The sequence below is a fragment of the Thermaurantiacus tibetensis genome (assembly GCF_015354055.1).
In the GTDB taxonomy this organism is placed as follows: Bacteria; Pseudomonadota; Alphaproteobacteria; order Sphingomonadales; family Sphingomonadaceae; genus Thermaurantiacus; species Thermaurantiacus tibetensis.
Genome location: NZ_JACHTM010000003.1, coordinates 244216 through 270000 on the forward strand (window position 1 = coordinate 244216; position 25785 = coordinate 270000).

At 70.3% G+C, this 25785-nt stretch carries 24 protein-coding genes, 4 tRNA genes and 1 pseudogene (1 of these 29 only partly in view); 16 read left to right on the forward strand and 13 right to left on the reverse strand.

All coding sequences use genetic code 11. From position 1 onward, the window contains the following. Nucleotides 1-83: 83 nt before the first annotated feature. On the reverse strand, nucleotides 84-470 hold the full coding sequence (rplL, locus tag H3H34_RS09745; RefSeq protein WP_194745094.1) for a 50S ribosomal protein L7/L12: 387 nt from the start codon (nucleotides 468-470) through the stop codon (nucleotides 84-86). Between the two features lie 17 nt (nucleotides 471-487). Next, complete coding sequence (rplJ, locus tag H3H34_RS09750) at nucleotides 488-1003, reverse strand: 50S ribosomal protein L10 (RefSeq protein ID WP_194745095.1); 516 nt, start codon at nucleotides 1001-1003, stop codon at nucleotides 488-490. Between the two features lie 320 nt (nucleotides 1004-1323). Here rplJ and H3H34_RS09755 point away from each other — a divergent pair, with 320 nt between their 5' ends. After that, nucleotides 1324-1743 carry a hypothetical protein gene (locus tag H3H34_RS09755; RefSeq protein ID WP_194745096.1) on the forward strand — a complete coding sequence of 140 codons (420 nt, stop codon included), beginning with the start codon at nucleotides 1324-1326 and terminating at the stop codon, nucleotides 1741-1743. 528 nt (nucleotides 1744-2271) lie between these two features. Here H3H34_RS09755 and H3H34_RS09760 read toward each other — a convergent pair. The 6 genes from H3H34_RS09760 to H3H34_RS09785 form a co-directional block, all read right to left on the reverse strand. Continuing rightward, a complete protein-coding gene (locus H3H34_RS09760; RefSeq protein ID WP_194745097.1) occupies nucleotides 2272-4491 on the reverse strand; it encodes a TonB-dependent receptor in 2220 nt (739 codons plus the stop codon). A 105-nt stretch (nucleotides 4492-4596) separates the two neighbouring features. Continuing rightward, the gene (gene rplA, locus H3H34_RS09765; protein WP_194745098.1) at nucleotides 4597-5292 is read right to left on the reverse strand and encodes a 50S ribosomal protein L1; all 696 of its coding nucleotides are present in this window, start codon (nucleotides 5290-5292) and stop codon (nucleotides 4597-4599) included. 2 nt (nucleotides 5293-5294) lie between these two features. Further along, nucleotides 5295-5726, reverse strand: a complete 432-nt coding sequence (gene rplK / locus H3H34_RS09770; RefSeq protein ID WP_194745099.1) for a 50S ribosomal protein L11 — start codon at nucleotides 5724-5726, stop codon at nucleotides 5295-5297. 131 nt (nucleotides 5727-5857) lie between these two features. Further along, complete coding sequence (nusG, locus tag H3H34_RS09775; RefSeq protein ID WP_194745100.1) at nucleotides 5858-6397, reverse strand: transcription termination/antitermination protein NusG; 540 nt, start codon at nucleotides 6395-6397, stop codon at nucleotides 5858-5860. A gap of 1 nt (nucleotide 6398) precedes the next feature. After that, the gene (gene secE / locus H3H34_RS09780; protein WP_194745101.1) at nucleotides 6399-6629 is read right to left on the reverse strand and encodes a preprotein translocase subunit SecE; all 231 of its coding nucleotides are present in this window, start codon (nucleotides 6627-6629) and stop codon (nucleotides 6399-6401) included. A gap of 101 nt (nucleotides 6630-6730) precedes the next feature. Continuing rightward, nucleotides 6731-6806 (reverse strand) — tRNA-Trp (locus H3H34_RS09785). 169 nt (nucleotides 6807-6975) lie between these two features. On the opposite strand from H3H34_RS09785, the gene H3H34_RS09790 reads away from it, so the two are divergent. The 3 genes from H3H34_RS09790 to rlmB all read left to right on the forward strand — a co-directional run bounded on the left by H3H34_RS09790 (nucleotide 6976) and on the right by rlmB (nucleotide 8140). Next, nucleotides 6976-7061: transfer RNA gene (locus H3H34_RS09790), tRNA-Tyr, on the forward strand. Between the two features lie 171 nt (nucleotides 7062-7232). Then, nucleotides 7233-7306: transfer RNA gene (locus H3H34_RS09795), tRNA-Gly, on the forward strand. 60 nt (nucleotides 7307-7366) lie between these two features. Next, nucleotides 7367-8140 carry a 23S rRNA (guanosine(2251)-2'-O)-methyltransferase RlmB gene (gene rlmB / locus H3H34_RS09800; RefSeq protein WP_328831790.1) on the forward strand — a complete coding sequence of 258 codons (774 nt, stop codon included), beginning with the start codon at nucleotides 7367-7369 and terminating at the stop codon, nucleotides 8138-8140. Here rlmB and H3H34_RS09805 read toward each other — a convergent pair. Next, nucleotides 8137-9510, reverse strand: coding sequence for a glutamate--cysteine ligase (locus H3H34_RS09805; protein WP_194745103.1), 1374 nt, complete (start codon nucleotides 9508-9510; stop codon nucleotides 8137-8139). The genes rlmB and H3H34_RS09805 overlap by 4 nt on opposite strands. Nucleotides 9511-10647: 1137 nt before the next feature. Here H3H34_RS09805 and H3H34_RS14180 point away from each other — a divergent pair. Next, nucleotides 10648-10746: pseudogene (locus tag H3H34_RS14180) on the forward strand (PEPxxWA-CTERM sorting domain-containing protein); the annotation flags it as partial. On the opposite strand, the gene H3H34_RS09815 reads toward H3H34_RS14180, so the two are convergent. Further along, nucleotides 10729-11451 (reverse strand): 16S rRNA (uracil(1498)-N(3))-methyltransferase, encoded by a 723-nt coding sequence (locus H3H34_RS09815; RefSeq protein ID WP_194745104.1) that lies wholly within the window; start codon nucleotides 11449-11451, stop codon nucleotides 10729-10731. The pseudogene H3H34_RS14180 and the gene H3H34_RS09815 sit on opposite strands and share 18 nt — an antisense overlap. A 49-nt stretch (nucleotides 11452-11500) precedes the next feature. On the opposite strand from H3H34_RS09815, the gene H3H34_RS09820 reads away from it, so the two are divergent. The 11 genes from H3H34_RS09820 (at nucleotide 11501) to H3H34_RS09870 (ending at nucleotide 22203) form a co-directional block, all read left to right on the forward strand. Next, complete coding sequence (locus H3H34_RS09820; RefSeq protein ID WP_194745105.1) at nucleotides 11501-12421, forward strand: NAD-dependent epimerase/dehydratase family protein; 921 nt, start codon at nucleotides 11501-11503, stop codon at nucleotides 12419-12421. After that, nucleotides 12418-12822 carry a hypothetical protein gene (locus H3H34_RS09825; RefSeq protein WP_194745106.1) on the forward strand — a complete coding sequence of 135 codons (405 nt, stop codon included), beginning with the start codon at nucleotides 12418-12420 and terminating at the stop codon, nucleotides 12820-12822. The genes H3H34_RS09820 and H3H34_RS09825 overlap by 4 nt, the downstream gene beginning before the upstream one ends. Nucleotides 12823-12832: 10 nt before the next feature. Further along, nucleotides 12833-13084: an acyl carrier protein gene (locus H3H34_RS09830; protein WP_194745107.1), complete on the forward strand. Its 252-nt coding sequence runs from the start codon at nucleotides 12833-12835 to the stop codon at nucleotides 13082-13084. Continuing rightward, nucleotides 13081-14301 (forward strand): serine palmitoyltransferase, encoded by a 1221-nt coding sequence (gene spt / locus H3H34_RS09835; RefSeq protein ID WP_194745108.1) that lies wholly within the window; start codon nucleotides 13081-13083, stop codon nucleotides 14299-14301. The genes H3H34_RS09830 and spt overlap by 4 nt, the downstream gene beginning before the upstream one ends. Nucleotides 14302-14400: 99 nt before the next feature. After that, nucleotides 14401-15270 (forward strand): CPBP family intramembrane glutamic endopeptidase, encoded by an 870-nt coding sequence (locus H3H34_RS09840; protein WP_194745109.1) that lies wholly within the window; start codon nucleotides 14401-14403, stop codon nucleotides 15268-15270. A 13-nt stretch (nucleotides 15271-15283) separates the two neighbouring features. Further along, a complete protein-coding gene (locus H3H34_RS09845) occupies nucleotides 15284-16885 on the forward strand; it encodes an MFS transporter (RefSeq protein ID WP_194745110.1) in 1602 nt (533 codons plus the stop codon). 128 nt (nucleotides 16886-17013) lie between these two features. Then, nucleotides 17014-18126: a CaiB/BaiF CoA transferase family protein gene (locus H3H34_RS09850; protein WP_194745111.1), complete on the forward strand. Its 1113-nt coding sequence runs from the start codon at nucleotides 17014-17016 to the stop codon at nucleotides 18124-18126. A gap of 57 nt (nucleotides 18127-18183) precedes the next feature. Then, nucleotides 18184-20559: an endopeptidase La gene (gene lon, locus H3H34_RS09855; RefSeq protein ID WP_194745112.1), complete on the forward strand. Its 2376-nt coding sequence runs from the start codon at nucleotides 18184-18186 to the stop codon at nucleotides 20557-20559. A 99-nt stretch (nucleotides 20560-20658) separates the two neighbouring features. Then, a complete protein-coding gene (locus H3H34_RS13680) occupies nucleotides 20659-21570 on the forward strand; it encodes a PEPxxWA-CTERM sorting domain-containing protein (RefSeq protein WP_328831798.1) in 912 nt (303 codons plus the stop codon). A 26-nt stretch (nucleotides 21571-21596) separates the two neighbouring features. After that, nucleotides 21597-21671: transfer RNA gene (locus H3H34_RS09865), tRNA-Val, on the forward strand. 49 nt (nucleotides 21672-21720) lie between these two features. Next, complete coding sequence (locus tag H3H34_RS09870; RefSeq protein WP_194745113.1) at nucleotides 21721-22203, forward strand: arsenate reductase ArsC; 483 nt, start codon at nucleotides 21721-21723, stop codon at nucleotides 22201-22203. Between the two features lie 128 nt (nucleotides 22204-22331). Here H3H34_RS09870 and H3H34_RS09875 read toward each other — a convergent pair whose 3' ends face one another. The 3 genes from H3H34_RS09875 to H3H34_RS09885 all read right to left on the reverse strand — a co-directional run. Continuing rightward, nucleotides 22332-24041 carry a DUF885 domain-containing protein gene (locus H3H34_RS09875; protein WP_235983266.1) on the reverse strand — a complete coding sequence of 570 codons (1710 nt, stop codon included), beginning with the start codon at nucleotides 24039-24041 and terminating at the stop codon, nucleotides 22332-22334. Between the two features lie 128 nt (nucleotides 24042-24169). Continuing rightward, nucleotides 24170-24640 (reverse strand): Hsp20/alpha crystallin family protein, encoded by a 471-nt coding sequence (locus tag H3H34_RS09880; protein WP_194745115.1) that lies wholly within the window; start codon nucleotides 24638-24640, stop codon nucleotides 24170-24172. Nucleotides 24641-24751: 111 nt separating this feature from the next. Next, nucleotides 24752-25785, reverse strand: partial view of a TonB-dependent receptor gene (locus H3H34_RS09885; RefSeq protein WP_328831803.1) — the 3' end only. The gene runs 1558 nt beyond the window's last position; 1034 of the gene's 2592 nt are visible here — the last part of the coding sequence; the start codon falls outside the window, past its right edge — the gene reads right to left on this strand; it ends in the stop codon at nucleotides 24752-24754.

The following is a 25785-nucleotide window of genomic DNA, read 5'->3' on the forward strand; positions in this document are numbered from 1 at the left end:
CAGCGCGGCTCCGCGGCCTGCCCGATGGGCCCGCGCAGACCGACCGCAGCCGGCGCCGCCTGCCGGCTGCGGCCGCCTCCGGCCTACTTGATCTCGACGGTGGCGCCGGCAGCTTCGAGCTGCTTCTTGATCTTCTCGGCCTCTTCCTTGTTGACGCCTTCCTTGACCGGCTTGGGCGCGCTCTCGACCAGCGTCTTGGCTTCCGTGAGCCCGAGCCCGGTGATCGCGCGGACTTCCTTGATGACGTTGATCTTCTTGCCGCCGTCGCCGGTCAGGATCACGTCGAACTCGGTCTTCTCCTCGGCCGCGGGCGCCGCTGCGGCCCCGCCGGCCGCACCCGGCACCGCCGCGACCGCGACCGCCGCCGCTGCCGAGACACCCCACTTCTCCTCGAGCGCCTTGGCGAGTTCCGCCGCCTCGAGGATCGTCAGCGCCGAGAGTTCCTCGACGAGCTTCGCGATATCGGCCATGTCCTAGTCCTTTCCCGTCAGGCCGCCTGGCTCTCGCCATAGGCGGCGAACACCCGCGCCAGCTTCGCGGCAGGCGCATTCGCCAGTTGGGCCAGCTTGGTGGCCGGCGCCTGGATGAGACCCACGAGCTTCGCCCGGAGCTCGTCGAGCGACGGCAGTTCGGCGAGCGCCTTCACCCCGTTCGCGTCGAGGAGCGTGCCCGGCATCGCGCCGCCAACGATCTCGAACTTCTCGTTGGTCTTCGCGAACTCGACGGCGATCTTCGCCGCCGCCACCGGGTCCTTCGAGGTGGCAAGCCCGATCGGGCCGACCAAGAGCGCCCCGATCTCCTGATAGGGCGTGCCCTCGAGGGCGATGCGGGCGAGCCGGTTCTTCGTCACCTTGAACTGGGCGCCGGCGCCGCGCATCCGCGACCTGAGGTCAGACACCTGCGCCACCGTCAGCCCGTGGTTGCGGGTGATGACGACGACCTGGGTCGACCCGAAGGTCTCGGCGAGCTTTGCGACCAGCTCCTTCTTCTGGTTCCGATCCATGCCCACTCCACTTCCCATGGCAGCGGACACGCCCGCTGCCGGTTCGAAGAGCCGTCGATGTCCGGAGATGCCGGGCCACCACGGCCCGCCCGATGAGAAATCTGTGCGCAGACGGGGGTCTCGCCCCCCGTCGCCGCCACGAACCCCGCCATCGCACGACGGTGTTCCGATTTCCGTCTCCCGCGGGCCTTGCGCTTAGGCCCCGGAGGGCACCCACGGTCTCGGACGGCGCGCCCGAGCCTTCGCCCGGGCGCAGGCGCGCCCCCTTACAGCAAGCGGGCGGGAGGTCAAGGGCCTCTCTGGGCTCCCTGCCAGCCCCCTTGACGGCCGAGCAGCGTCAGGGCTTCACTTCGCTGCCGCTTCATGCGCGCAGGTGGAACAGGGAATGCGCGCAGGTGAAACTGGGAACGTTGCCCATTCCAGGAACCTACCGGGCAAGGACCAACTGGCTGCAGGACCTCATCGATGCTTACGAGCCGCGCGGCTGCACGGCAGCCTTCTGCACAACCTGCTGGGGAAGCGAGGGCGAGCGACTGTTCGGGAACTGGATCGATGCCCACACCAGCCGCGACCCGGACGAACGCGCGGCAGAACTCGCCATGGCATTGCGGTCACTTCAGATCCGGGACGACCGACGGCAACTGATCGCCGACCTGTGCGAGTATCTCTCGCCTGAGCGGCGCAATCAGGTTGAGCCCGTCATCCTGACTCCGGACCTGCGCGCCGACCCGCGAGTATAGGCAGAGGTCCGCGAACTGCACCGGAAGGTCGGGTCCGGCTCGAGCTTCGTCTTGGACTGGGGAGACGAGGAGGATTGAGCCGGTCGCGGACGCTCTTCCAACGGCGGTCCCCGACCCCCTCTCGGACTTCCGGACATGGGTCAACGGCGCTCCTGGCTCAAAGGTGATGCCAGGAGGCGGCGGCATCAGCGTGATTGCAAGCCGCGCCGAGGCGCTTGCACTGGCCATGGACACCACGCCAGCGGGCAACGCCAGCCCGACCAGAGCTGCTGCGGCTGTAGGCCGAATGAGGATCATCGCACGCCCCCCACCACACTCGCCCCGCGTGCCTGACATCTCAACCGCGCAAACTGCGCCAGCTTGAGGCAAGGGATCGACCGCGTGCCAGAAGGCGGGCCGCCCTGCCCAGGCCCAAGTCGCGCCACCGAAGCCTCCCGCCGCATCTCGAACCCCGCGGCGATCGGCCGCACCATCTGCGGCGCCCCCAGCGGACGGGCAGGGATGTCGCGCGACGGCCCGCCCCGGGCCTCAGCCGCCGAAGCGGTAGCGCAGGATCATCTGGTAGGTCCGCGGCTCCTCGAAGAAGCGCACCGCGATAAGACCGGGAATGAGCGACAGGCCGGAATAGTCGTCATCGGCATTCAGCAGGTTGCGGACATTGGCGGTCAGCTCCCAGCGGCCGTCGCCGAAGCTCGCGCCTGCCACCAGGTTGACCCGGTCGACCGGGCCGATGCGCCCGAGCGGCAGGTTGGCCGCCTCGGAGAAGCGCGACGAGCGGTGCGACCAGTCGAGCGTGGCGAGGAGGTCGACCGAGTCCGAGACCGGCTGGCGCCAGCTGGCCCCGAGCTGGGACTGGACCCGGGAGACGAGCGGCAGGCGCGTGGCCCCGGCGATCGCCGCCTGGCTTGCCGGGTCGAGTTCGAGGTAGCGGTCGAACAGGAGCGAGAGCATGCCGAACAGGCGCAGCGTGTCGGTGACGGCAAGCGAGGTCTCGGCCTCGAGGCCGGTGAGCCGGGCCCGCGCCGCGTTCTGCGTCTGGGTCGAGCCGCCGCCGACCACCACATTCTGCTGGATGTCCCGGAGATCGTTCCAGAACCAGGCGAGGTTGAGCCTGAGCCGGCGGTCGAGCAGGTCGGACTTGACCCCCGCCTCGTAGGCCCAGACCGACTCGGCGTCATAGGGCGCGCCGAAGATCGTGGGGTTGGCGACAGCGAGGCCGTTGAAGCCACCGGCCTTGAAGCCGCGGGCGATCGACGCATAGGCAAGCACATCCGGCGAGATGCGCCAGTCAAGCCCGAACCGTGGCGTGAACTCGCCCTCGTCGAGCTGGCGCGAGACCGGGGGCGCATAGGCCGGCGGGAAGCCGAGACCGTTCTGGATGAGGCCGGAGAACCGCTTCTTCTCCCAGCTGTAGCGGCCGCCGAGCGTGGCGGTGAGGCCGTCCGCCAGGCGGATCTCGGCCTGGGCGAAGAGGGCGCGGCTTTTGGTGTCGAGGTCGAAGCTCGACGGGAGGAGCGAGACCGGGAAGGGCCCGAAGACGCCCACCCCGAAGCTGTCGGCGAGGGTCTGTTCGGCCTTCTCGTCGAAGACGTAACCGCCGAAGGTCACCCTGGCGGCGCCGTCGGCCAGTTCGCCCTGGAGCTGGAGCTCCTGGCTCAGCTGGCGCTGGCGGGTCTCGCTCTGGCGGAAGAAGCCGGCGACGATGGTGCCGGAGGCGTTGCGGAAGCCGCCGGAGAAGTCGAGGCCCCAGCGGTCGCGGGTTTCGATCCAGCCGGTGATGGACTTGAGCGTCCAGGTGTCCGAGAGATCGGCGGCGATGTCGGCCGTGACGCCCCACTGGCGGTTCTCGCCATAGGCCGGCACCGGCGAGCGGGTGGTGCGGAAGCCGCCGGCGAGCCGCTCGAAGGGCGGCGCCGGGTTGACGGGCGCGGGCGTGATGCCGTCGTTCGTATCCTTCGCCCAGAAGCCGCTGACCCGGGCTGAGATAGGGCCGCTGCCGGTGGTGGCAAGCGTTGCCCGCGTGTTCCAGGTGCGGCGGTCGCCGCGGCGCGGGTCCGTGCCCAGGTTGTCGAACCAGCCGTCGGCATCGGTGAAGCCGACGGTTGCGAGCACGGCAAGGCCGTCGGTCACGGGCGCGCTAGCGGTCGCGTTGAGGCGCACCCGGTCGAACCGGCCCCAGCCTGCCTCGGCGCGGACGAAGGGCGAGCCCGTGGGCCGGCGGGTCGTGATCTTGAGCGCGCCCGTCATGGTGTTGCGGCCGTAGAGCGTGCCCTGCGGCCCGCGCAGTACCTCGATGCGCTCGGCCTCGGCAAGGTCGAAGGAGGCGCTCGCGAGCCGGGCGAAATAGACGTCGTCGACATAGATGCCGACCGGGCTCTCCGAGGTGGCCAGCCCGCCCACCTGTTCGCCTGCCCCGCGCAGGAAGACGACAAGCGCCGAAGGGCTCGCCGAGATGCGGTTGATGTAGAGGCTGGGGACGGCGGCGGCGAGATTCTCGGTGCGCAGGATCTGCAGCTGCTCGAGGGTCTCGAGGCCGAAGGCGGAAACGGCGACCGGCACGTCCTGCAGCCGCTCCTCGCGGCGGCGGGCGGTCACCACGATGTCGTCGCCCGGCGCGGCGCGCGCGGCTTCCGCGCCCGGCGCGCCTTGCGCGGCGGCGGGGACGACAGCGGTGCCAAGACTGCCAAGGCCGAACCCCAGACCCAGCGACAGCAGACCGAGCGGCCGAAGACGAACCCGAACGCGCATGAGCTCCCCCCTCTCCTTTACCCTGACGGGGGATGCTAGGCCGGGCTGCAAAGGCCCTGCCCGGCAACGGAGGCACTCTCCGCCTGCCGGACAGGAGACAGCGGATCAGGCGCCGATCGTTGCCGGGTCGACCTTCACGCCCCTGCCCATGGTGGACGAGAGCGCGACCTTCTCGACATATTTGCCCTTGGCGCCCGAAGGCTTGGCCTTCTGGAGCGCGTCCATGAAGGCCGCGAGATTGGCCTTCAGGTCCTCAGGGGGAAAGCTTGCCTTGCCGAGCCGGCCGTGGACGATGCCGGCCTTCTCGACCCGGAACTCGATCTGGCCGCCCTTGGCCGCCTTCACGGCTTCCGCCACGTTCATGGTGACGGTGCCGAGCTTGGGGTTGGGCATGAGGCCCTTGGGGCCCAGGATCTTCCCCAGCCGGCCGACGAGGCCCATCATGTCGGGGGTGGCGATGCAGCGGTCGAAGTCGATGTTGCCGGCCTGGACCGCCTCCATGAGATCCTCGGCGCCGACCACGTCGGCACCCGCCTCGCGCGCCTCGTCGGCCTTCGCCCCGCGAGCGAAGACGCCCACGCGCACCGTCTTGCCCGTGCCCTTGGGCAGGGTGACCACGCCGCGGACCATCTGGTCGGCGTGGCGCGGGTCGACGTTGAGGTTGACGGCGACCTCGATCGTCTCGTCGAACCTGGCGGTCGCGTTCTTCTTCACGATCTCGAGCGCCTCGTCGACCGGGTAGAGCTTCAGCGGCTCGACGGTGCCCTGGAGCGCCTTCGCCTTCTTCGTCAGCTTCGCCATGGTCAGCCCTCCACCACTTCGAGGCCCATGGAGCGGGCGGAGCCCTCGATCGTGCGCATCGCCATCTCGATGTCGTGGGCGTTCAGGTCCTTCATCTTGGCTTCCGCGATCTCGCGGATCTGCGCGCGGGTCACCTTGCCGACGCTGCCGCGCCCGGGCGTCTTCGACCCCGACTTGATCCCGGCCGCCCGCTTCAGGAACCAGCTCGCCGGCGGCGACTTGGTCACGAAGGTGAAGCTCTTGTCGGCATAGACGGTGATGACCGTCGGAATCGGCATCCCCTTCTCGAGGTTGGCGGTTGCGGCGTTGAACTGCTTGCAGAATTCCATGATGTTGACCTGGCGCTGGCCGAGCGCCGGGCCGATCGGCGGGCTGGGCGTCGCGCTGCCGGCCGCCACCTGCAGCTTGACGTAGCCGGTGATCTTCTTTGCCATCTCTCACTCCATGTCCCGGGCCCTCCTGAAGCCGGAGCGGCCCGCTGCCTGGCGATCATGTGGTCCACGCGGCGGGGCGCGCCCCGCCTCCCACGGTCAGTGGCGCCCGCCCGATCGCGGGTGGCGGGCGCCTATTTCGTCTTCTCCACCTGGTCGAAGTCGAGCTCGACGGGCGTGGCCCGGCCGAAGATCGAGACCGAGACCTTCACCCGGCCCTTCTCGAAGTCGATTTCCTCGACGAGCCCGGTGAAGGAGGCGAAGGGGCCATCGAGCACCTTCACCTGGTCGCCAATTTCGAAGCTCACCTTGCGCCGCGTCTTGGGCGCAGCCGCCGCAGCCTCGGCGCGCGTCGAGAGGATGCGGTTGGCCTCGGCATCGGAGATGGGCTGGGGCTTGCCCGATGCGCCGAGGAAGCCCGTCACCTTCGGCGTGTTGCGCACCAGGTGGTAGATCTGGTCGTTCATCTCCAGCTTCGCCAGCACGTAGCCGGGGAAGAACTTGCGGTCGGTCTGGACCTTCTTGCCGCGCCGCACCTCTGTCACCTTCTCGGTGGGCACTTCGACGGCCTCGACCATCCGCTCGAGACCCATGCGCTGGGCCTCGGCCATGATGGCGTCCTTCACCTTGTTCTCGAAGCCGGAATAGGCGTGGATGATGTACCAGCGCGACATCTCAGGCGCCCCCGAGCGAAAGCAGGAACTTCACGACCCGGCCGAGTATCTGGTCGACCCCGAGGAAGAAGAGCGCAAGAAGCGACGTCATGACGAGGACGAGGATGGTGGTCTGCACCGTCTCGCGGCGGGAGGGCCAGACGACCTTCGCCGTCTCGGCGCGCACCTGGCGCACGAACTCGCCCGGGGAGACCCGGGACTTCTCGACCTTCTGGACTGCCTCGTCCGCCATCATTCCTCAACGCACATGTGCCGGCGAAGGTAAGCCTTCCGCCGGACATCTTCAACCAAGCCCACCCCCCAGCCCCGGCCGGCTTGCCCGCTGCCGGGCGCTGGCAGGAGTGGAGGGACTCGAACCCCCGGCCCTCGGTTTTGGAGACCGATGCTCTACCGACTGAGCTACACTCCTGCGGGAGCGCAGGGCTGAGGCTCCTAGCGAAGCAGCGGCACGCGCGCAACGGGTTTCGGCCTGAGCCGACTCCTGCGCAGCTGCGCAGCCCGCCGCGCCCGACGTTGACAGGAAAGCGGCGCTTGGGCAATGCCCGCGCCCTCCCCGCAGGCTCGAGCGGCATGTGCGCGGAGGGGTGGCCGAGCGGTCAAAGGCAGCAGACTGTAAATCTGCCGACGTCAGTCTACGTTGGTTCGAATCCAACCCCCTCCACCACGCCCATGGGGCATGGCAGGCAGCCGCCACGGCAACCGGCCCCGCTGCCGTGGATTGGCCGGGCGGCCCATCCCTCCGAGCTGCGCCGGCGCGCGGGCCTACAAGCGTCTTGCCCGGCTGCGGAGGCGGTCCTAAGACGGAGGGGTCCGCGTGCGGACAGGAGGCGCACGAGCGGGTATAGCACAAGGGTAGTGCAGCAGCCTTCCAAGCTGACTATACGGGTTCGAGTCCCGTTACCCGCTCCAGCCGCCCGTCCGGTTTCGCAGCCCCTTCCCTTGAAGCCCCGGGCGCTGCATGGGTTCCCGGTGCCGAGACGCCCTCCCCCCCAGGTTCGCCGCGGCCGAGATGGCGGCGGTGGCGGCGGCAGGTCCCGGCTCTACGGCCGGCATGCGGTCATGGCCGCGCTCGCCAACCCGGCGCGGCGCCTGCGCAAGCTCTTCGCAACGCCCGATGCGCTCGCCGCGCTGGGGGCGCTGCCGGCCGGGCTTGCCGTGCAGTCGGGCGACGCGGCCGACCTTGCGCGCCTGGTGCCGGCGGATGCGCCGCACCAGGGCCTGGTGCTCGAGGTGGAGCCGCTGGAAGGCGCGTGGCTCGAGGACCTGCTGGCAGTGCCCGAAGCCGGGCGGCCGCTCGTCGTGCTTGACCAGGTGACCGACCCCATGAACGTCGGCGCCATCCTGCGCTCGGCGGCGGCGTTCGGAGCGGCAGGCCTCGTCACGCAGGACCGCCACGCGCCCGGCGAGACCGGAGCGCTCGCGCGCGCGGCGGCCGGCGCGCTGGAGCTGGTGCCCTGGGCGCGCGTCACCAACCTTGCCCGGGCGCTCGATGCGATCGCCGAGGCCGGCTTCTGGCGGCTGGGACTTGCCGGCGAGGCCGAGACGCTGCTGACAGACGCGCTTCCGGCCGGGCCGGTCGCCCTCGTGCTCGGCGCCGAGGGCGAGGGGCTGCGCCACAACACCCGCGCGCACGTCGATGCGCTCGCCCGGCTTCCCATCTCGCGCGCGGTGGAGAGCCTCAACGTCTCGGTGGCAGCGGCGGTCGCGCTCTACGCGGCCCGGACCCGCATCCCGGCCCGCTAGAAGCGGGCTTCGGCGAACACGGGGGTCACGTCGCCGCCCCAGGCCCCGTGGAAGCGTTCGAGCCAGCGGTCGGCAAGCGTCTGGCCGGAGCGGGCCGTCTCCCACAGGGGCTCGAGGAAACCAGCCTCGGACGCGCCGCCGGCATCGAGCGCCGCCCGGCGCTGGAGCCCTGCCTCGGCGATGGCGAGCACCTCAAGCGCCAGCGTCTGGAGCGTGCCGCCCCCGGGAGCGGCTGCCGCAAGCCCGTGGCGCGGGGCGGCACGGCGCAGCGCCTCGCGCTCCTCGGCCGTCCAGCCCCTGACGAGATCCCAGGCGGCGTCGAGCGCGGTGCCGTCGTAGAGAAGCCCCACCCAGAAGGCCGGGAGCGCGCAGATCCGCCCCTGCGGCCCGCCATCGGCACCCCGCATCTCGAGGAAGCTCTTCATCCGCACTTCGGGGAAGGCGGTCGACAGATGGTCCTTCCAGTCGCCCCGGGTCGGCCGTTCGCCCGGAAGCTGCGGGAGGCGGCCGTCCATGAAGGCACGGAAGCTCTCGCCGGCGCAGTCGATGTAGCGGCCGTTCCGGAAGACGAAGTACATCGGCACGTCGAGCGCATAGTCGCAGTAGCGCTCGTAGCCGAAGCCCTCCTCGAAGACGAAGGGGAGCATGCCGGTGCGGCTGGCATCGGTATCGGTCCAGACATGGGCGCGGAAGCTCCGGAAGCCGTTGGGCTTCCCTTCCGTGAAGGGCGAGTTGGCGAAGAGCGCAGTCGCGACCGGCTGGAGGGCGAGGCTGACGCGGAACTTCTTCACCATGTCGGCCTCGGAGGCATAGTCGAGGTTGACCTGCGTCGTGCAGGTGCGGAGCATCATGTCGAGACCGAGGCTGCCCACCTTCGGCATGTGGCGGAGCATGATGGCGTAGCGGCCCTTGGGCATGACCGGGAGATCGGCGCGGGCGGCAGTGGGGTGGAAGCCGAGGCCGAGGAAGCCAAGACCGAGTTCCTCGCCAAGCTCGCGGCACTGGAAGAGGTGGCGGCCGACTTCGGCGCAGGTCTCGTGGATGGTCCGCAAGGGTGCCCCGGAGAGCTCGAGCTGGCCGGCTGGCTCGAGGCTAATGCCGCCGTCGGGTCCGGCAAGCGCGATGATGTTGCCGCCTTCCTCCACCGGCTTCCAGCCGAAGCGGGTGAAGCCGAGGAGCAGGTCGCGGATGCCGCCCGGCTCGTCGTAGGACGGCGCCCGGCGGTCGGCGAGGCGGAAGACGAACTTCTCGTGCTCGGTGCCGATGCGCCACTGGCTCCGCGGCTTTTCCCCCCTCTCGAACACGGCGACGAGATCGGCGCGCGATTCAATGGTTGCGGAATCTCCCGCGCCTTCGGTCCTGGTGCTCATTTGCGTCGGCCTTAGCCCCCGGGCATCGCCGATGCCAGTGGCCGAAGCCCGCCGCGCGCTGCGAGCCGACGAGACGGCGGACGTCATCGCCCGGAAAACTTGCCAGTGCACAAAAGCCTGGCCGTGATCGATTCGGGAGACCCCGTGGTGGCAAAACATCTGCTTGCGTCAGCCGGCAGGCAAAGACTGGCGGGCGGGCTCGCCGCGCTCGCCGCCCTCGCGGGCGGCCTTGCCGTGCCTGCCCGCGCCGACACCGTCGCACCGCTCGCTGGCGCATCCGCGGGCTATGGAGTCCGGGTGCTCGGCGGCACGATGGTTGCCAGCGGCGCGGCGGGGGACGAGCGCGCCGGCGGCGACTTCAGCCTGCCGGTTGCCGTCGATCTGGGCGCGGGCGGGGTGGAGCAGCCCTGGGCCGTCGCCTTTCGTGCCCGGACGGCGGGCGGCAGTGGCGGCCTGCCGGAAGCCGGCGGCGAGGCGCTGGTCACGGCGACGAGCGGTTTCGCCGTGTCCGGCTCGGCCGGCGGCCGCTTCGCCGACCGCCTGCTGATCGGAACCGAGGGCGCCGAGGGCCTCGGGCTTGCCGTGCTCGATCTGGTCGCAAGCGGCGAGGTCCGGACTTTCGCCCCCGCGTCCTCGCCCCTCTACACCCTCTCGGGCGAGGCGATCTTCCTCGGCCAGTCCTGGTCGGACCTGCCCGAGGCCGGCAGCGCATGGCAGGGCGTGGCGGAAGTCGGCCTCGTCGCCTTCCGCGGCGGCTCGTCGCCTGCCGGCTATGGCCTGATCCGCGACGGCGCGCGCCTGCTCGGGCCGCTCGACCAGGTCATCCTGCTTCGGAACGAGGAGAGCCGTTTCGAGGGCAATGAGCCGGTCGGCCTCTCCGGCTTCGGATTCCAGCTGGTGATGCCCTTCTGGATCGGCCAGCCGCTCGCGTTCGAGCTTTCGGTCCGCTGCATCGTCTCGGCGAACTTCATCCTGTTCGACGATGCACGGGGCACTGCCCAGTGCGACGCCGGCCGCACCCTTGGCATCCGCGGACTCTCCGCCGTCACCGACTTCGCCGGGCGGCCGCTCGCTGTCAGCAGCATCACGGCCGCAAGCGGGTTCGACTATGGCTTCCGCATGGTGCCGCCGCCGGCCGTCATCCCCGAGCCGGGCACCTGGGCGCTGCTCGTCGCCGGCTTCGGCCTCGTGGGTGCGGCCAGCCGGCGCGCCCGGCGCTCAGCGGCGATCGGCTGACAGCGCCTGCCAGAGCGCGACCGCGGCCACGGCGGCCGTGTCGGCGCGGAGGATCCGGGGCCCGAGCGCGAGGCGCCGCGCGGCCGGGTGGGCAAGCAGGAGCGCGCGCTCGTCGGCCGAGAACCCGCCCTCGGGGCCGATGAGGATGGCCGCCGGCGGCGGGCTTGCCGGCATGACCTCGGCAGCCGGCGCCCCGCCCTCCTCGTCGGCGAAGAGAAGGGTGCGGGCGCCGTCCCAGTCGGCAAGCAGGGTGGCAAGCGGCACCGGCTCGGCAAGCGCGGGAAGCGCCGTGCGGCCGCACTGCTCGGCCGCCTCGATCATGTGGGCCCTGAGGCGGGTCATGTTCTGGCGACCATGCTGTGTGCGCTGCGTGAGAACGGGGACGAGGCGGGCGACGCCCAGCTCGGTCGCCTTCTCGGCAACGAGCGCGTAGCGCTCGGGCCGGATGGGGGCCGCGCAGAGCCAGAGGTCGGGCACGGTCTCGCGGCCGCGGATCATGGCGCCAAGCTCGACGGTCACGGAGCGGCGGGTGACGCTGGCAATGCGGGCGGCCCATTCCCCCGTCTGATCGTCGAGGAGGCGAAGCTCCGCGCCAGTGTCGAGGCGGAGGACGGCGAGAAGCTGGTGTGCCTGCGCGGGGGGCAGCTCGAAGCGCAGGCCCGCGGCGAGACGGGGTTCGACGAACAGGCGCGGGATCTGGCGCATCGCCGGTCGGCCTAGCACCGGGCCCGGCAGGGCGGCTAGGGCAGGCGCGATGGCGCTGACGCTCGCAGTGACGGGGGGAACCGGGTTCGTCGGCTCCCATGTGCTCGCGGCGGCAGAGGCGCGGGGCCACCGCGTCCGCGCGCTCGCGCGCCGGCCGCAGCGGTCGCGCGACGGGGTTGAGTGGGTGCCGGGCGACCTCGCCGATACGGCCGCGCTTGCCCGGCTCGTGGCCGGGGCGGACGCCATCATCCATGTCGCCGGAGTGGTGAACGCGCGCGATGCTGCGGGGTTTGCTGCGGGCAATGTTGCAGGAACGGCCGCCATGCGGATGGCGGCCGGAAGGCTCCCCTTCGTCCATGTCTCCTCGCTTGCGGCGCGCGCACCCCGGCTTTCGGCCTATGGTGCCTCGAAGCTTGCGGCCGAGCATGTGGCGCGCGGCTGCGCCGGCCCGGTCGCGATGGTGCGGCCACCGGCGGTCTACGGGCCCGGCGACACCGAGCTCCTCGCGCTGTTCCGGGCGGCGCGGCTGGGCCTGGTCCCGGTGCCCAGGGGGGCAGTGGCCGCGATGATCTTCGCGCCCGACCTTGCCGAGGCCCTCGTCGCGCTTGCCGAGGATCTCGCCGGGCCGGCCCGGGCGGCGGGCCACTGCTTCGAGATCGACGACGGCGCAGGCGGCTACCGGCAGTCCGCGCTGGTTGCAGCGATCGGGCAGGCGCTGGGCCAGCGGGTGCGGGCGCTCGAGGTGCCGGGGGCGGCGCTTCGGCTGGGGGCGGCCCTCGACACGGCGCAGGCTCGGCTCCGCGGCACGCTGCCCAAGCTTTCGTTCGACCGGGCGCGCTACCTTGCCCACCCGGACTGGCGGGCGGATTCGGCGCCGCTCCTGGCGCTCGGCCTGTGGCGGCCCGCCCATGGCCTCGCCGAGGGCCTGGCGAAGACGGTTGCCTGGTACCGCGCCGAGGGGTGGCTGTGACGGCAGCGGTGCGCGCGGGCCTGTTCTATTTCGCGGGCGTCTTTGCGCTCGCCTTCCTGCTCGGGGTGGTGCGCATCCTCTGGCTCGTGCCGCGGCTTGGCGAGACGGTCGCTGTGCTTGTCGAGCTTCCGGTCATGCTCTGGGCTGCCTGGCTTTGGGCAGGCCTTCTCCTGCGGCGGCTGGCCGTGCCCCGACGCGCCGCCCCCGCGCTCGTCATGGGAGGCACGGGCTTCACGCTTCTGATCGCCGCCGAGTTCGCGCTTGGGGCCGCGACGGGGACGTCGCCGGCCCTGCAGGTGGCGAAATGGGACACGGTTTCCGGCGCATTGGGGCTTGGCGCCCAGATCCTCCACGCGTTCTTCCCGCTGCTGCGCATTTCCCTTGGGCGAAAAACCGGCTAACCGCCGCGCCATGGCCCTTTCCCGCGACGCGGTGCTCGCCCGCCTCTTCGAGCTCATCCAGCCCTTCAATACCAAGGCCGTCCCGCTCGCCGAGGACACGCGCTTTGCCGACGATCTCGAGTTCGATTCGCTGACCGTCATGGACCTCGTCGCCAGCATGGAAGACGAGTGGGACATCAACGTGCCCTTGAACCTCCTGCCCGATCTGGAGACGGTGGGTCAGGTGGCGGACGCGATCGTGAAGCTGAAGGCCGAGGCATGAGCGGCACGCCCCCCGTCGACCTGCTGGCGAAGTTCGACGCGATCCGCACCGAGTACGCGTTCCTGCTCTCGACGGGGCTCTCCGATCCGTTCGGCGTGGTGATGGAGCGCGTGCTCTCCCCCACGCGGGCCATCATCCGCGGCCGCGAGACGATCCTCGTTGGCACCTACAACTACATGGGGATGACGTTCGACCCCGACGTGATCGCAGCGGGCAAAGCCGCGATGGATGCCTTCGGCGCCGGTTCCACCGGCTCGCGGGTCTTGAATGGCACCTTCGCCACCCACGTCGCGGTCGAGCAGGCCCTGAAGGACTTCTACGGCACGAAGAGCGCGATCGTCTTCTCGACCGGCTACCAGGCGAACCTCGGCATGGTCTCGACTCTTGCCGGCAAGGACGACGTCATCCTGCTCGATGCCGACAGCCACGCGTCCATCTACGACGGCTGCAAGCTGGGCAATGCCGAGGTGGTGCGCTTCCGCCACAACGATGCCGCCGACCTCGAAAAGCGCCTCCGGCGCGTCCCGGCGGGCAAGGGCAAGCTCGTCATCCTCGAGGGCGTCTACTCCATGCTGGGCGACGTGGCGCCGCTTCGCGATCTCGTCGGCGCCGCCAAGGCACATGGTGCCATGGTGCTGGTGGACGAGGCGCACGCCATGGGCTTCTTCGGCCCCCATGGCCGGGGGGTCTACGAGGAGCAGGGCCTGGAGGAAGAGGTCGACTTCGTGGTGGGCACCTTCTCGAAGTCGGTGGGGACGGTCGGCGGCTTCGCCGTCTCGAACCACCCGCACTTCGAGATCCTCCGCCTGGTGTGCAACCCTTACCGCTTCACCGCCTCGCTGCCGCCCGTGGTCGCGGCCTCGGCCGAGGCGAGCATCCGCAAGCTCATGGCCGCGCGGGACAAGCGCGAGCGGCTGTGGGCCGCCTCGCGGAAGCTCCATGCGGGACTCAAGGCCGCCGGCTTCACCATGGCAACCGAGACGGCCGAGAGCGCCATCATCGCCGTCCTCATGCCGAGCCAGGAGGCCTGCGTCGTCATGTGGTCGGCGCTCCTCGACCAGGGCATCTACTGCAACCTCGCCCGGCCGCCGGCAACGCCGATGGGCGTCTATCTGCTGCGCTGCTCGCTCTCCTCCGAGCACGGGCTCGACGACGTCGACGAGATCGTCCGCCGCTTCGTGCAGGCACGCGCCGCGAGCCAGGCGCTGGCCGCCTGAAGTCGGGCGCCTCCGGTCCGCCCCCCCCCCGTGGAACAGGTTGGAGCCATGGACGGGGGCGGATCGTGACGCACCCGTGCCCGCCCCCGCCGGCCCGCAATGCCCCGGCGTCCCGCCCGGCCCGGCCCGCCTGAGGCCGGGGAGACCCTCCCCTCGCGCGGCCTCTGGGGCCTCGCCGTCCGCCGTCCCGCCGGCCTGTTCCTCGCGCTCGCCTTCGGCTGGACGTCGTGCTGGTGCCTCGGCCTCCGGCTGCTCGGCCTCGAGGTCGCCCCCGGCTCTCCGGCCACCCATCTCCCGGCGCTCGCCGGGCCGGGCATTGCCGCCGCCGTCATCCTCGGCCTTGGCGGCGGGCGCGCGGCGCTTGCCGATCTCGCCCGGCGCTGCCTCCGGCTTCCGGTCCGGCCGGCCTGGGTTCCGGTCGCAATCCTCGCCTCCCCCGCCGTGGCGCTCGCCGTCTTCGCCGGGATCGAGGGGCGGCTCCCGGCGGCCGCCGAACTCGCCGCCTTTCCCGGCCTCCCTGAAGGCCTCGGTCTCCTGCCCGTCCTTCTCCTCGTCCTTCTCCTGAACGGCTTCGGGGAAGAGATTGGCTGGCGCGGCTTCCTCTTCGACCGGCTCGCGCCCGCCGGCCCGTTCCGCGCGGCGCTTCTCGTCGGACTGGCCTGGCTGGCCTGGCACGCCCCGCTCTTTGCCGTGCACGCTGGCATGCAGAAGATGATCGGCCCCGCCCTCCTCGGCTGGGCGGCCAGCCTCGTGGCCGCCTCCTTCCTGCTCGGCCACCTCCACCTCGCCGCCGGGCGCAGCATCGCCGCCCCCGCCCTTCTCCACGCCCTGTTCAACCTCGCAACCGCGCCACCCGCCCTGGCCGGGGCGCCGGCAGCCGCGGCCTCGGCCCTGGTGATCGCCTGGGGCGCCGCCCTAGGGCTGGCCTCGGGCCGCGCTGCGCTTGCCCGCGAGAGGGGCAGCAGCTAGGCACCCCTCCCCGATGAACGACGCAAAGGCTCCCACGCTTGCTGCCGACGACGTGATCGACCCCCGGCGGGATCGGCTCGTCATCACCGCGAGCGCCATGGGAACCGTGTTCGAGTGGTACGACTTCTTCCTCTACGGGATCCTGGCCGCGCTCATCGGCAAGCTGTTCTTTCCCGCCGACAACCCCACGGCCGCGCTGCTCGCCAGCCTCGCCGCCTTCGGCGCCGGCTTCGCGGTCCGGCCGCTCGGGGCGATGCTCTTCGGCTACTACGGGGACCGGATCGGCCGGAAGTACACCTTCCTCGTCACCATCACCCTCATGGGCGGGGCCACGGTTGCCATCGGCCTGCTTCCGACCTATGCCCAGGCCGGGCTCTGGGCGCCTGCCCTTCTCCTCGTGCTCAGGCTGCTGCAAGGCCTGGCGCTCGGCGGCGAATATGGCGGGGCCGCCATCTACGTCGGCGAGCACGCGCCGCCCGGCAAGCGCGGGCAGTACACCAGCTGGATCCAGATCTCGGTCGTCGGCGGTTTCCTCCTCGCCGTCGTCGTCGTCCTCGTCTCGCGCCGGGCGATGAGCCCGGAGGCGTTCGAAGCCTGGGGCTGGCGCATCCCGTTCCTGCTCTCCTTCCTGATGCTGGTCATCTCGATCGTCATCCGCATGAAGCTCTCGGAAAGCCCGGTCTTCAAGGCGATGAAGGACGCAGGCACGATCGTGAAGAACCCCATCCTCGAAGCCTTCAGCGACAGGGCGAACCTGGGCAACGTGCTCGTCGCCCTGTTCGGCGTGGCAGCGGGGCTCACCGTCATCTACTACACGAGCCAGTTCGGCACGCTCTACTTCCTCACCGGCACGGCGCGGGTCTCCGAGGAGGAAGCGCTCCTCTACCTCGCCTTCGGCGCGCTGATTGCCGCGCCGCTCTACGTCGGCTTCGGGATGCTCTCCGACCGGATCGGCCGCAAGAAGCTGCTGCTCGCCGGCTACCTGCTTGCCATGCTTCTGGTCTTCCCACTGTTCCGGCTGATGGCCGATGGCGCCAACCCGGCGCTCTCCAGGGCCACTCGCGAGAACCCGGTGACGCTCGAGTCCCCGGCGTGCAGCTTCAACGTGTTCGCCCGCACGCAGGAGACGGAGTGCGGCCAGGCGCTCGCCTTCCTGTCGAAACGGGGCATCGCCTACGCCAAGGCCGAGGCCCCGGAGGTTGCGCTCCGGGTGGGAGGGGTGAGGCTTGCCGGGTTCGACGCCGCCGCCTGGGAGCAGGCGCTCGAGACCGCCGGCTACCCCCTCGTCGCCGATCCGGCCGAGAAGCAGCGCTGGAAGATCATCCTCGGCATCGCCGTGATGGTGGCGCTCTCTGCCATGACCTACGGGCAGGTGGCGGCCATCCTCGTCGAGATGTTCCCGGCCAGGGTGCGCTACACGTCCATGTCGGTGCCCTACCACATCGGCACCGGCTACTTCGGCGGCTTCCTCCCCTTCATCTCGCAGCTCATTGTGGTGCGCACCGGAGACCCCTTCGCCGGCCTCTGGTATACGGTGGGGGTGGTGGCGATGGCCTTCGTCGTCGCCCTCATCTGGCTGCCCGAGACCCGGGAGCGCGTGCTGGAGCACCACTGACCCGCTTCGCCGCTGCGAAGCGTGAGGTTGCGCCGGTAGGCTGGGCCATGCCGCCGGCCCCTCCCGAAAGCGCGCGCTGCCCTCCCCCGCCCGGCCGCCCTATCTGCCGGCCCGAGGAGGAGGTGCGCATGGGACCGCTCGCAGGCATCCGGGTTCTCGACCTGTCGCAGATCGTCTCGGGGCCCATGGCGGGGGCCTGGCTTGCCGACCAGGGCGCCGACGTCATCAAGCTCGAAAGCCCCGAGGGCGACCCGGTCACCGGTTTCGGTGCGCGGCGCGCTGGCATCTCGGGCATCTACGTCGCGGTCAACCGGGGCAAGCGCGGCGAGAAGCTCGACCTCAAGGACCCGGCCTCACACCCCCGCTTCGAGGAGCTGGTGCGCTGGGCCGATGTCCTCATCGAGAACTTCCGCCCCGGCGCCATGGCGAAGCTCGGCTTTCCCTACGAACGCTGCGCGGCGCTCAATCCGCGGCTCGTCTGGTGCTCGATCACCGGCTTCGGCCCCGACGGGCCCTATGCGAACCTGCGCGCCTATGATCCGGTCGTGCAGGCGGCGTCGGGCGTGTGCGCCCTCCAGGCGGGCGCCGACCCGGAGCCGCGCCTTGTCGGCACGCTCATCTTCGACAAGGTGACGGCCATCACCGCCGCGCAGGCCATCACCGCCGCTCTCTTCGCGCGCGAGCGGACGGGTGCGGGGCAGAAGGTCGAGGTGCCGATGCTCGACGCCGCGGTCGCCTTCAACTGGGTGGAAGGCATGTACAACCAGGCCTTCGTCGAGGGCCCCGAGGTGCCGATGCCCGACTACGCGACCTTCGGCCGGCTTTGGCGCGCGAAGGACGGCTGGGTCGCGCTCTCCGCGCTCCAGGACGTCGAGTTCCGCGCGCTGCGCGAAGCGCTCGGCCACCCCGAGAGCCTCGCCGACCCGGTGTTCGACACGGGCGCCGGCCGCTTTGCCGAGCTTCCGCGCATGATGGCGGCCATGGGCGCGGAGATCGCGAAGCGGACGGTGGCCGAGCTCATGGAGGGCTTCACCCGGGCGGGTGCCGTTGGCTGCGTCGTCAACGACCGGATAAGCCTCATGGCCGACCCGCAGGTCCGCCACAACCGCTGCCTCGTCGAGGTGGACCAGGGGCCGGCCGGGCGCGTGCGCGTGGCCCGCCACCCCATCCGCTTCTCGGCAACGCCGGCGGTGGACGTGCCCGGGCCCGCCCCCCGGCTTGCCGGCAATGGGCCCGGCTGAAGCCGGTCACCACGCCGGGACATTGCGCGAACGCAGGCGCCGTCCCATATCGCGGCCATGACTACCGCATTCCCCGTCCTGCCGCTTCGGGACATCGTCGTCTTCCCCCACATGATCGTGCCGCTGTTCGTCGGCCGCGAAAAGTCGGTGCGCGCGCTCGAGGCAGCGATGCAGGCGGAAAAGCAGATCTTCCTCCTCTCGCAGAAGAACCCGTCCGACGAGGATCCGGGGCGGGATGCCCTCTATGACGTCGGCACCATCGCCACCGTCCTCCAGCTCCTGAAGCTGCCCGACGGCACGGTGAAGGTGCTCGTCGAAGGCCAGCGGCGGGCCAAGGTGCGGCACCTTGCGACCGGCGGCGCGCATCTCGTCGCCGAGGTCGAGCCGCTGGCCGACGTGCCGCCCGAGGGCCCCGAGGGCGAGGTGCTCCAGCGCTCGGTCGTCCGCCAGTTCGAGAGCTATGCCAAGCAGGCCCGCAAGGCCTCGCCCGAGCTCGCCGCCCAGCTCGAGTCGCTCGAGGACCCGGGCCGGCTGGCCGACACGGTGGCCGCGAACCTCAACCTCAAGATCGGCGACCGGCAGGCGCTGCTGGCCGAGACCGATGTCGCAAAGCGCCTCGAGCTGGTCCTCGGCTACATGGAAGCCGAGATCGGCCTCCTCCAAGTCGAGCGGAAGATCAAGAGCCGGGTCAAGCGCCAGATGGAGAAGAGCCAGCGCGAATACTATCTCAACGAGCAGCTGAAGGCGATTCAGCGCGAGCTCGGCGACGACGAGGATGGCAACGAAGCCGCCGAGTATGAGGCGAAGATCGCGAAGACGAAGCTCTCGAAGGAAGCGCGCGAGAAGGCGCTCGCCGAGGTCAAGAAGCTCAAGACCATGTCACCCATGTCGGCCGAGGCGACGGTCGTGCGCAACTGGCTCGATGTGCTGCTGTCGCTTCCCTGGGGCAAGACGTCCAAGGTGAAGAAGGACATCGTGGCAGCCCAGGCGGTGCTTGATGCCGACCACTACGGCCTCGAGAAGGTCAAGGAGCGGATCATCGAGTATCTCGCCGTCCAGGCGCGGACCAACAAGCTGAAGGGCCCCATCCTCTGCCTCGTCGGCCCGCCGGGGGTCGGCAAGACGTCGCTTGGCCGCTCGATCGCCAAGGCGACGGGCCGGGAGTTCGTGCGCGTGTCGCTCGGCGGCGTGCGCGACGAGGCCGAGATCCGCGGCCACCGCCGCACCTACATCGGCTCGATGCCGGGCAAGATCATCCAGAACCTGCGCAAGGCCGGCACGGCCAACCCGCTGTTCCTGCTCGACGAGATTGACAAGCTTGGCCAGGACTTCCGCGGCGACCCGGCCTCGGCGCTGCTCGAGGTGCTCGACCCCGAGCAGAACGCGAAGTTCAACGACCACTACCTCGAGGTGGACTTCGACCTGAGCCAGGTCATGTTCGTGACCACGGCCAACAGCTACAGCATGCCCCAGCCCCTCCTCGACCGGATGGAGATCATTTCCCTCTCCGGCTACACCGAGGACGAGAAGGTCGAGATCGCCAAGCGCCACCTCATACCGAAGCAGCTCGAGGCCCATGGGCTGAAGCCCGAGGAGTTCGCGGTGACCGAGGCGGCGATCCGCGACATCATCCGTTACTACACGCGCGAGGCGGGCGTCCGGACGCTCGAGCGGGAGCTTGCCAAGCTCGCGCGCAAGTCGCTGCGGCGGATCCTCGAGAAGAAGGGCGAGACCTTCACGATCACGCCTGACAACCTGGGCGAGTTCCTGGGGGTGAGGAAGTTCCGCTTTGGCATGTCGGAAGCGGAAGACCAGGTCGGCGCCGTCACCGGGCTGGCCTGGACCCAGTCGGGCGGGGATCTCCTCACCATCGAGAGCGTGACCGTACCGGGCAAGGGGCAGGTGGTGCAGACCGGCAAGCTCGGGGACGTGATGAAGGAGTCGATCACGACGGCCTTCTCGTTCGTGAAGGCGCGCGCCGCCGCCTACGGCATCGACGCAGAGACGCTCGCCAAGAAGGACATCCACGTCCACGTGCCCGAGGGTGCGACCCCCAAGGACGGGCCTTCGGCAGGCATCGCCATGGTCACCTCGATCGTCTCGACCCTGACCGGCATTCCGGTCCGCCGCGACGTGGCGATGACCGGCGAGGTCACGCTGCGCGGCCGGGTGCTGGCCATCGGCGGCCTCAAGGAGAAGCTGCTGGCGGCACTTCGCGGCGGCATCACCACCGTCCTCATCCCGGCCGAGAACGAGAAGGACCTGGCCGAGATCCCCGAGAATGTGAAGGAGGGTCTCACCATCATCCCGGTCTCGCACGTGGACGAGGTGATCGCCCGCGCCTTCACGAGGCCCATCGTGCCGCTCCCCGTGCTCGACCCCTCGGCCCAGGCGGCGGCGCCCGCGCCGACGGAGGCCCCCGTCACCCACTGACGGCTTGCGTCGGCGGCCGCCAGGCTGCATTCTCACAGGCATGTCAGGCGCGGGGGCTGCACGATGGGCAAGGCGAGGATTGGCGCTCTGGGGTGCTTGGTGCTGGCGGCAGGCCAGCCGGCAGCGGCGATCGGCTATTTCGGGACGACAGCGGGCGTCATCGACGGCACGCTGATCAATCCCTGCACCTCGACGAACGCCATCGATGTGACGATCAGCTGCATCCGCTCGGGAAGCCAGGGGCAGTTCTTCCAGGCCTTCGCCCGCGCCGAACCCAAGGGCAGCTTCCGAGGTCAGGCCTTCGCCCGGGGCTTCGGCGACCAGACGACCGTGACCATCGGCACGGGCAGCGGCGCCTGGACCGAGCGGATCACCTTCACCACGCTCGGCGAGCCGGTGTTCGCCCGCTTCACCATCCAGATGTCGGGGAGCCAGTCCAGCTTCTTCGATGGCTCCGGCATGGTCGGGGCGCGCACCGAGGCCTTCATGCGGATGGGTGTCTATCGCGGCGGGCTCTCGGCTGATCCTGCAGTCCTTGACGAGATCCTGCTGGTCCGCCGCCTTGCCGACAGCGGCAGCTTCCAGGTCCACTCGCTCGGCCGCGAGGAGACGGTACGCGGGGTCTCCGGCGGCTTCACCTCGATCAGCGTTGCACCCGACGACACGGTCTTCACCTTCGACCTGACCGCCGAACTCGACCCCGGTCTCGAGCTCATCGACTTCGTCTGGCGCTTTGCCGCCAACGCCGAGGTCGCGGCAGGGGCGAACGCCTTCGCCTTCGCCGACTATGGCGCGACCTTCCGCATCCTCGACATCGCCTTCCTCAACGCCGCGGGCCGCAACATCGGCCACACGCTCAACATCCGCTTCCCCTCGGGCAACGCCTGGCCGGTCAGCTTCGTGCCCGAGCCGGGAACATGGGCGCTGCTCGTCGCCGGCTTCGGCCTGGTCGGCGGAGCGCTTCGCCGACGGCGCCGCGCGGCGGTTGACAGGGCCCGGTCCCTCCCCTAGCCGGTCCCTCCGCCGGCCGTGAACAGGGGCGCGTAGCTCAGTGGTAGAGCACTGTGTTCACACCGCAGGGGCCGCAGGTTCGAACCCTGCCGCGCCCACCACGGCCTCGGTTGGCCCCCCGGATGCCTTGTCCGCGGTGCGGAGGGAGGCGTGAACGTCCTGTTCCTCTGCACCGGCAATTCCGCCCGCTCGATCCTCGCCGAGGCCCTCCTGAACCAGATGGGGGCGGCGAAGGGCTGGCGCGGCCACTCGGCGGGCTCGAACCCTGTCGGACGGGTGAACCCTTACGCCCTCGCGCTTCTGGAGGCGCGCGGCCACGACGTCTCGGGCCTGTCCTCAAAGCGCTGGGACCTGTTCGCAGGCCCCGATGCAGCGCCCATGGATCTCATCATCACCGTCTGCGATTCCGCGGCCGGCGAAAGCTGCCCGGTCTGGCCCCGTCATCCGCTCACCTGCCACTGGGGCATGCCAGACCCTGCCGCCGTGACCGGCGACGAGACGGCAGTCCAGGAAGCCTTCGCCCGCACCTACGACACGCTCCATCGTCGGCTCTCGGCGCTGCTTGCGCTTCCCCTCGACGGCATGGCGCCGGCCGAGGCGCGCGCTGCGATCAACGCCATCGGCAGCCTCTGATCGGACACTCGGGTAGCTGCAGGCGCGACACCGCCTCCGGCCTGCCCCTAAAGGATGGCCGCAACCGACCTGCTCCCTCGTCGCAGCGTGGTGCCTGTTCGGTCGGGTGACGGAATGGCAGCGCCCCGTCAGCCTTTCGCCTTCTCCGCCACGATCCAGGCGCGGACATGGGCCTCGAGGAGATCGAGCGGAATGGCGCCGTTCTCGAGCACTGTGTCGTGGAAGGCGCGGAGGTCAAAGCGCGGCCCCAGCGCCGTCTCGGCTTCCTCGCGCAGCGCCCGGATCCTGAGCTCGCCCACCTTGTAGGCGAGCGCCTGCCCCGGCCAGGCGATGTAGCGGTTCACTTCGGCGTCGATGTTGGCAGGCGAGAGTGCGGTATTCTCGAGCATGAAGGCGACCGCCCGCTCCTTCGGCCAGCCCTTCCAGTGGATGCCAGTGTCAACCACGAGGCGCGCCGCGCGCCACATCTCGTAGGAAAGACGCCCCATGTCGTTGGCGGGCTCGGCATAGACCCCCATCTCGAGTCCGAGCCGCTCGGAATAGAGGCCCCAGCCCTCGACAAAGGCGGTGAAGCTTGCAGCGTGGCGGCGGAAGGGCGGCAGGTCCAGCTCCTGCGCGAGCGCGATCTGGTGGTGGTGGCCCGGCACCGCCTCGTGGATCGTGAGCGCCGGGAGCTCGAAGAGCGGCCGCTCGTTGAGCTTGGAGGTGTTGACGAAATAGACCCCTGCCCGGCCGGCCGTGGCGCTGCCGGGCTGGTAATAGGCCGTGGTGGTGTAGGGCGCGGTCTCGGCCGGAATCTCGGCAAGCGTGTAGGGCAGGCGCGGGAGCCGGCCGAACAGGCGCGGCATCCAGCCGTCGGCCACCTTGGCCCAGTAGCTGGCCGCCGCCATCAGCTCCTGCGGCGTCCTCGCATAGTAGCGGGGGTCGGTGCGCAGGTGGGCGATATAGGCCTCGCGAGTGGGGAAGCCGGCACGCCTCGCCACCGCCTCCATCTCGGCGCGGATGCGGGCCACTTCACGCAGGCCGAGTTCGTGGATCTCGTCGGGCGAGAGCGCCGTCGTGGTCTGCTCGCGCGCAATCCAACGGTAGTAGGCGCGGCCACCTGGCGCTGCCGAGATGCCAGCCTCCTTGCGGCACCTCGGCAGATAGTCGCGTTCGAAGCTGTCGGCGAAGCGGAGGTAGGCGGGATTGACGCCGGTCTCGATCGCCGCGCGGGCGCGCGCCGAAAGCCGCACCCAGTCGGCCTCGGGAATGGTCTGCGGGCGCTGGGCAAACGGCTTCCAGAAGCGGCTTTCGGGCACCGGCACGGCGACCGCGCGAACGGTGGGCGCGAAATTGTCGAGGACGATGCACGGAAGCGCCCAGCCGGCTTCCGCCGCGAGGCGGGAGGTGGCGATCGCCTGGTCAGCGTGGGCGGGGAAGGCCTCGAGGCGGGCAACGTAGCTCTCGTAGTCGGCGTTCGTGAAGAAGGGCATGCGCTCAGGAAGAGTGGCGAAGCTGGTGTGCCAGCCCTCCCGGTTGGTGAAGAGCCGCGCGCGGGCGGGAAAGCCGTTCGCTTCCACCTGCCGCGCCAAGAGGCGGGCGAGCACCTCGGCCGAGATGCGGTCCTGGCCTTCGAGCGCCGTCGTGTCGATCGCAGCAAGCCGGGCCGCGAAGGCCTTCGCCGCCGCAGCCCTCCGGTCCTGGCCGGCCAGCGAAAGATCGGGGAGCTGGGTGTCGTAGTCGCGAACGCCGAGGCTGGTCGCCACGGTCGGATTGGTCTCGAGCCACCACCGCCAGTGGTCTGCAAGAAGCTGGTCGAAGTCGGCCTTGGGCGAGGCCGCGGCAGGCGTGGCCAAGAAGAGCGCCGCCGCCAGAGTGGCTGCAAGCGCGCGAGGGCTTCGGGATGTCATGCGCGCCGGCTAGGCCACCTCCAGGCCCCAGACAAGGGCGGAGGCCAGCGTGCGGCCCCCGCCCTCCCGGCCCGTCAGCTGCCGGAGATGCTGATCTTCCGGCTCGGCCGCTCGGCCGGCTGGGCGCGCGGCACCTTGACCGTCAGCACGCCCTTGTCGAAGCTCGCCGTGATCCCGGCCTCGTCGGCTGCGAAGGGCAGCTGGAAGCGGCGCAGATAGGTGCCCTTCGACCGCTCGACGAGATGGTACTTGCGCTTCTCGTCCTTCTCCTCGCGCACCGAGCCGGTCTCGGCCTTGAGGGTGAGCACGTCACCGTCGAGCTCGAGGTCGATGTCCTTGGGCTCGAGCCCCGGGAGTTCGGCGTGGATCTCGAGACCGGCCTCGGTCTCGGACACATCCACCTTGGGCGAGAGGAAGCCGGACGCCACGGTCACGCCGCGGCCCCAGTCCTCGAACATGCGCTCCATCTCGCGGCGCATGAGGGCAAAGGGGTCGCGGTCGGAGCCGGCCCCGACGGCAAAGGGAATGAGCGACTTGAGATCCATGGAACGGTCCTCCTTGGCATTTCAGGAGGGCGCGGCGACTCGCCCCGCCCACCTCTGGCCCGATGGCAGAGGCGGGCGGGACGCGCCTTGACTGCCGTCAAGCGCTCAACGCTAGAAGCGGAACCGGCCGGTGATGCCGAACATCCGCGGCTCGCCGGGGAAGTTCAGGAACAGCTGGTTCGCCGTTGCGATCCGGCCGTCGGCCACGGCGCGGAAGGTCCCCGAGCCATGGAGCGGCATGTCGGCGGCAATCTGCTGATAATATTTGTCGAACAGGTTCTGCGCCCAGAGCTCCAGAGACCAGCGCCGATCCTCAGCCTGGATGCCGATCCGGCCGTTCACCACGATGAAGGAATCCTGAACCTTCTCGAGGTCAAGGTCGGAGCCCGTGTTGATGTCGCTCTGCATCCGGTAGTCGATGTAGAACAGGCCCCTGAGCCCCGTGTTGCGGATTGGCGGAGTCCAGGTGAGCGAGCCGGTGACGGTGAGCGGTGCCGCGTTCGAGATCTGCCGGCCCGGGAGCTGGAAGAGCACGGGCGAGAGCGGACGGCCGTTGGTGCCGACGAGGTCGCCGGCGTAGCGGGTGTCGGCATAGGTGAGACCCGTCGTGATGGCGACATCCTCGAGCGGGCTTGCGAACACCTCGATCTCGACCCCCTTGGCCACCACGCCGGGCTTCAGCCGGTCGGGCGCGCAGGCGCCGGTCGCCGGATTGGGGTCGCGGTCGGTCCCGTTCAGGCTGTCGCGGCAACCGGCCGTGTTGGTGACCTCGAAGTTGACTCCGTTGAAGGTGTTGAGCTGGAAGTTCGAGAAGGCCGAGCGGAACAGGGCGGCGTTCACCGAGAAGTCGGGCCGGCTGAACTTGGCACCCACCTCGATCGACTGCACGGTCTCGGCATCGAACTGGAGGTCGATCGCCTCGGGCCGGGCGTTGCCGACCGTGTTGGCGGGCAGGGCGAGCTGGGCGGCGCAGGCGGCCTGCTGCGCCGGCGTGCCCGCGCTCGGGTTGCAGACGATGTCGAGCGCGGAAGTGTCGAGGTTGAAGCCGCCGGCCTTGTAGCCACGCGCCCAGGAGCCATAGACCATGAGGTCGCGCACCGGCTTCCAGGAGAGGACGACGGTGCCGGTGAACTCGTCCTCCTTGC

Excerpts from the sequence above, each read along its gene's own strand:
- rplL (WP_194745094.1), bottom strand. The coding sequence starts at position 470 with ATGGCCGATATCGCGAAGCTCGTCGAGGAACTCTCGGCGCTGACGATC.
- rplJ (WP_194745095.1), bottom strand. The coding sequence starts at position 1,003 with ATGGATCGGAACCAGAAGAAGGAGCTGGTCGCAAAGCTCGCCGAGACC.
- H3H34_RS09760 (WP_194745097.1), bottom strand. The coding sequence starts at position 4,491 with ATGCGCGTTCGGGTTCGTCTTCGGCCGCTCGGTCTGCTGTCGCTGGGT.
- rplA (WP_194745098.1), bottom strand. The coding sequence starts at position 5,292 with ATGGCGAAGCTGACGAAGAAGGCGAAGGCGCTCCAGGGCACCGTCGAG.
- rplK (WP_194745099.1), bottom strand. The coding sequence starts at position 5,726 with ATGGCAAAGAAGATCACCGGCTACGTCAAGCTGCAGGTGGCGGCCGGC.
- nusG (WP_194745100.1), bottom strand. The coding sequence starts at position 6,397 with ATGTCGCGCTGGTACATCATCCACGCCTATTCCGGCTTCGAGAACAAG.
- secE (WP_194745101.1), bottom strand. The coding sequence starts at position 6,629 with ATGGCGGACGAGGCAGTCCAGAAGGTCGAGAAGTCCCGGGTCTCCCCG.
- H3H34_RS09805 (WP_194745103.1), bottom strand. The coding sequence starts at position 9,510 with ATGAGCACCAGGACCGAAGGCGCGGGAGATTCCGCAACCATTGAATCG.
- H3H34_RS09815 (WP_194745104.1), bottom strand. The coding sequence starts at position 11,451 with ATGCGCCAGATCCCGCGCCTGTTCGTCGAACCCCGTCTCGCCGCGGGC.
- H3H34_RS09820 (WP_194745105.1), top strand. The coding sequence starts at position 11,501 with ATGGCGCTGACGCTCGCAGTGACGGGGGGAACCGGGTTCGTCGGCTCC.
- H3H34_RS09830 (WP_194745107.1), top strand. The coding sequence starts at position 12,833 with ATGGCCCTTTCCCGCGACGCGGTGCTCGCCCGCCTCTTCGAGCTCATC.
- spt (WP_194745108.1), top strand. The coding sequence starts at position 13,081 with ATGAGCGGCACGCCCCCCGTCGACCTGCTGGCGAAGTTCGACGCGATC.
- H3H34_RS09840 (WP_194745109.1), top strand. The coding sequence starts at position 14,401 with ATGCCCCGGCGTCCCGCCCGGCCCGGCCCGCCTGAGGCCGGGGAGACC.
- H3H34_RS09845 (WP_194745110.1), top strand. The coding sequence starts at position 15,284 with ATGAACGACGCAAAGGCTCCCACGCTTGCTGCCGACGACGTGATCGAC.
- H3H34_RS09850 (WP_194745111.1), top strand. The coding sequence starts at position 17,014 with ATGGGACCGCTCGCAGGCATCCGGGTTCTCGACCTGTCGCAGATCGTC.
- lon (WP_194745112.1), top strand. The coding sequence starts at position 18,184 with ATGACTACCGCATTCCCCGTCCTGCCGCTTCGGGACATCGTCGTCTTC.
- H3H34_RS09880 (WP_194745115.1), bottom strand. The coding sequence starts at position 24,640 with ATGGATCTCAAGTCGCTCATTCCCTTTGCCGTCGGGGCCGGCTCCGAC.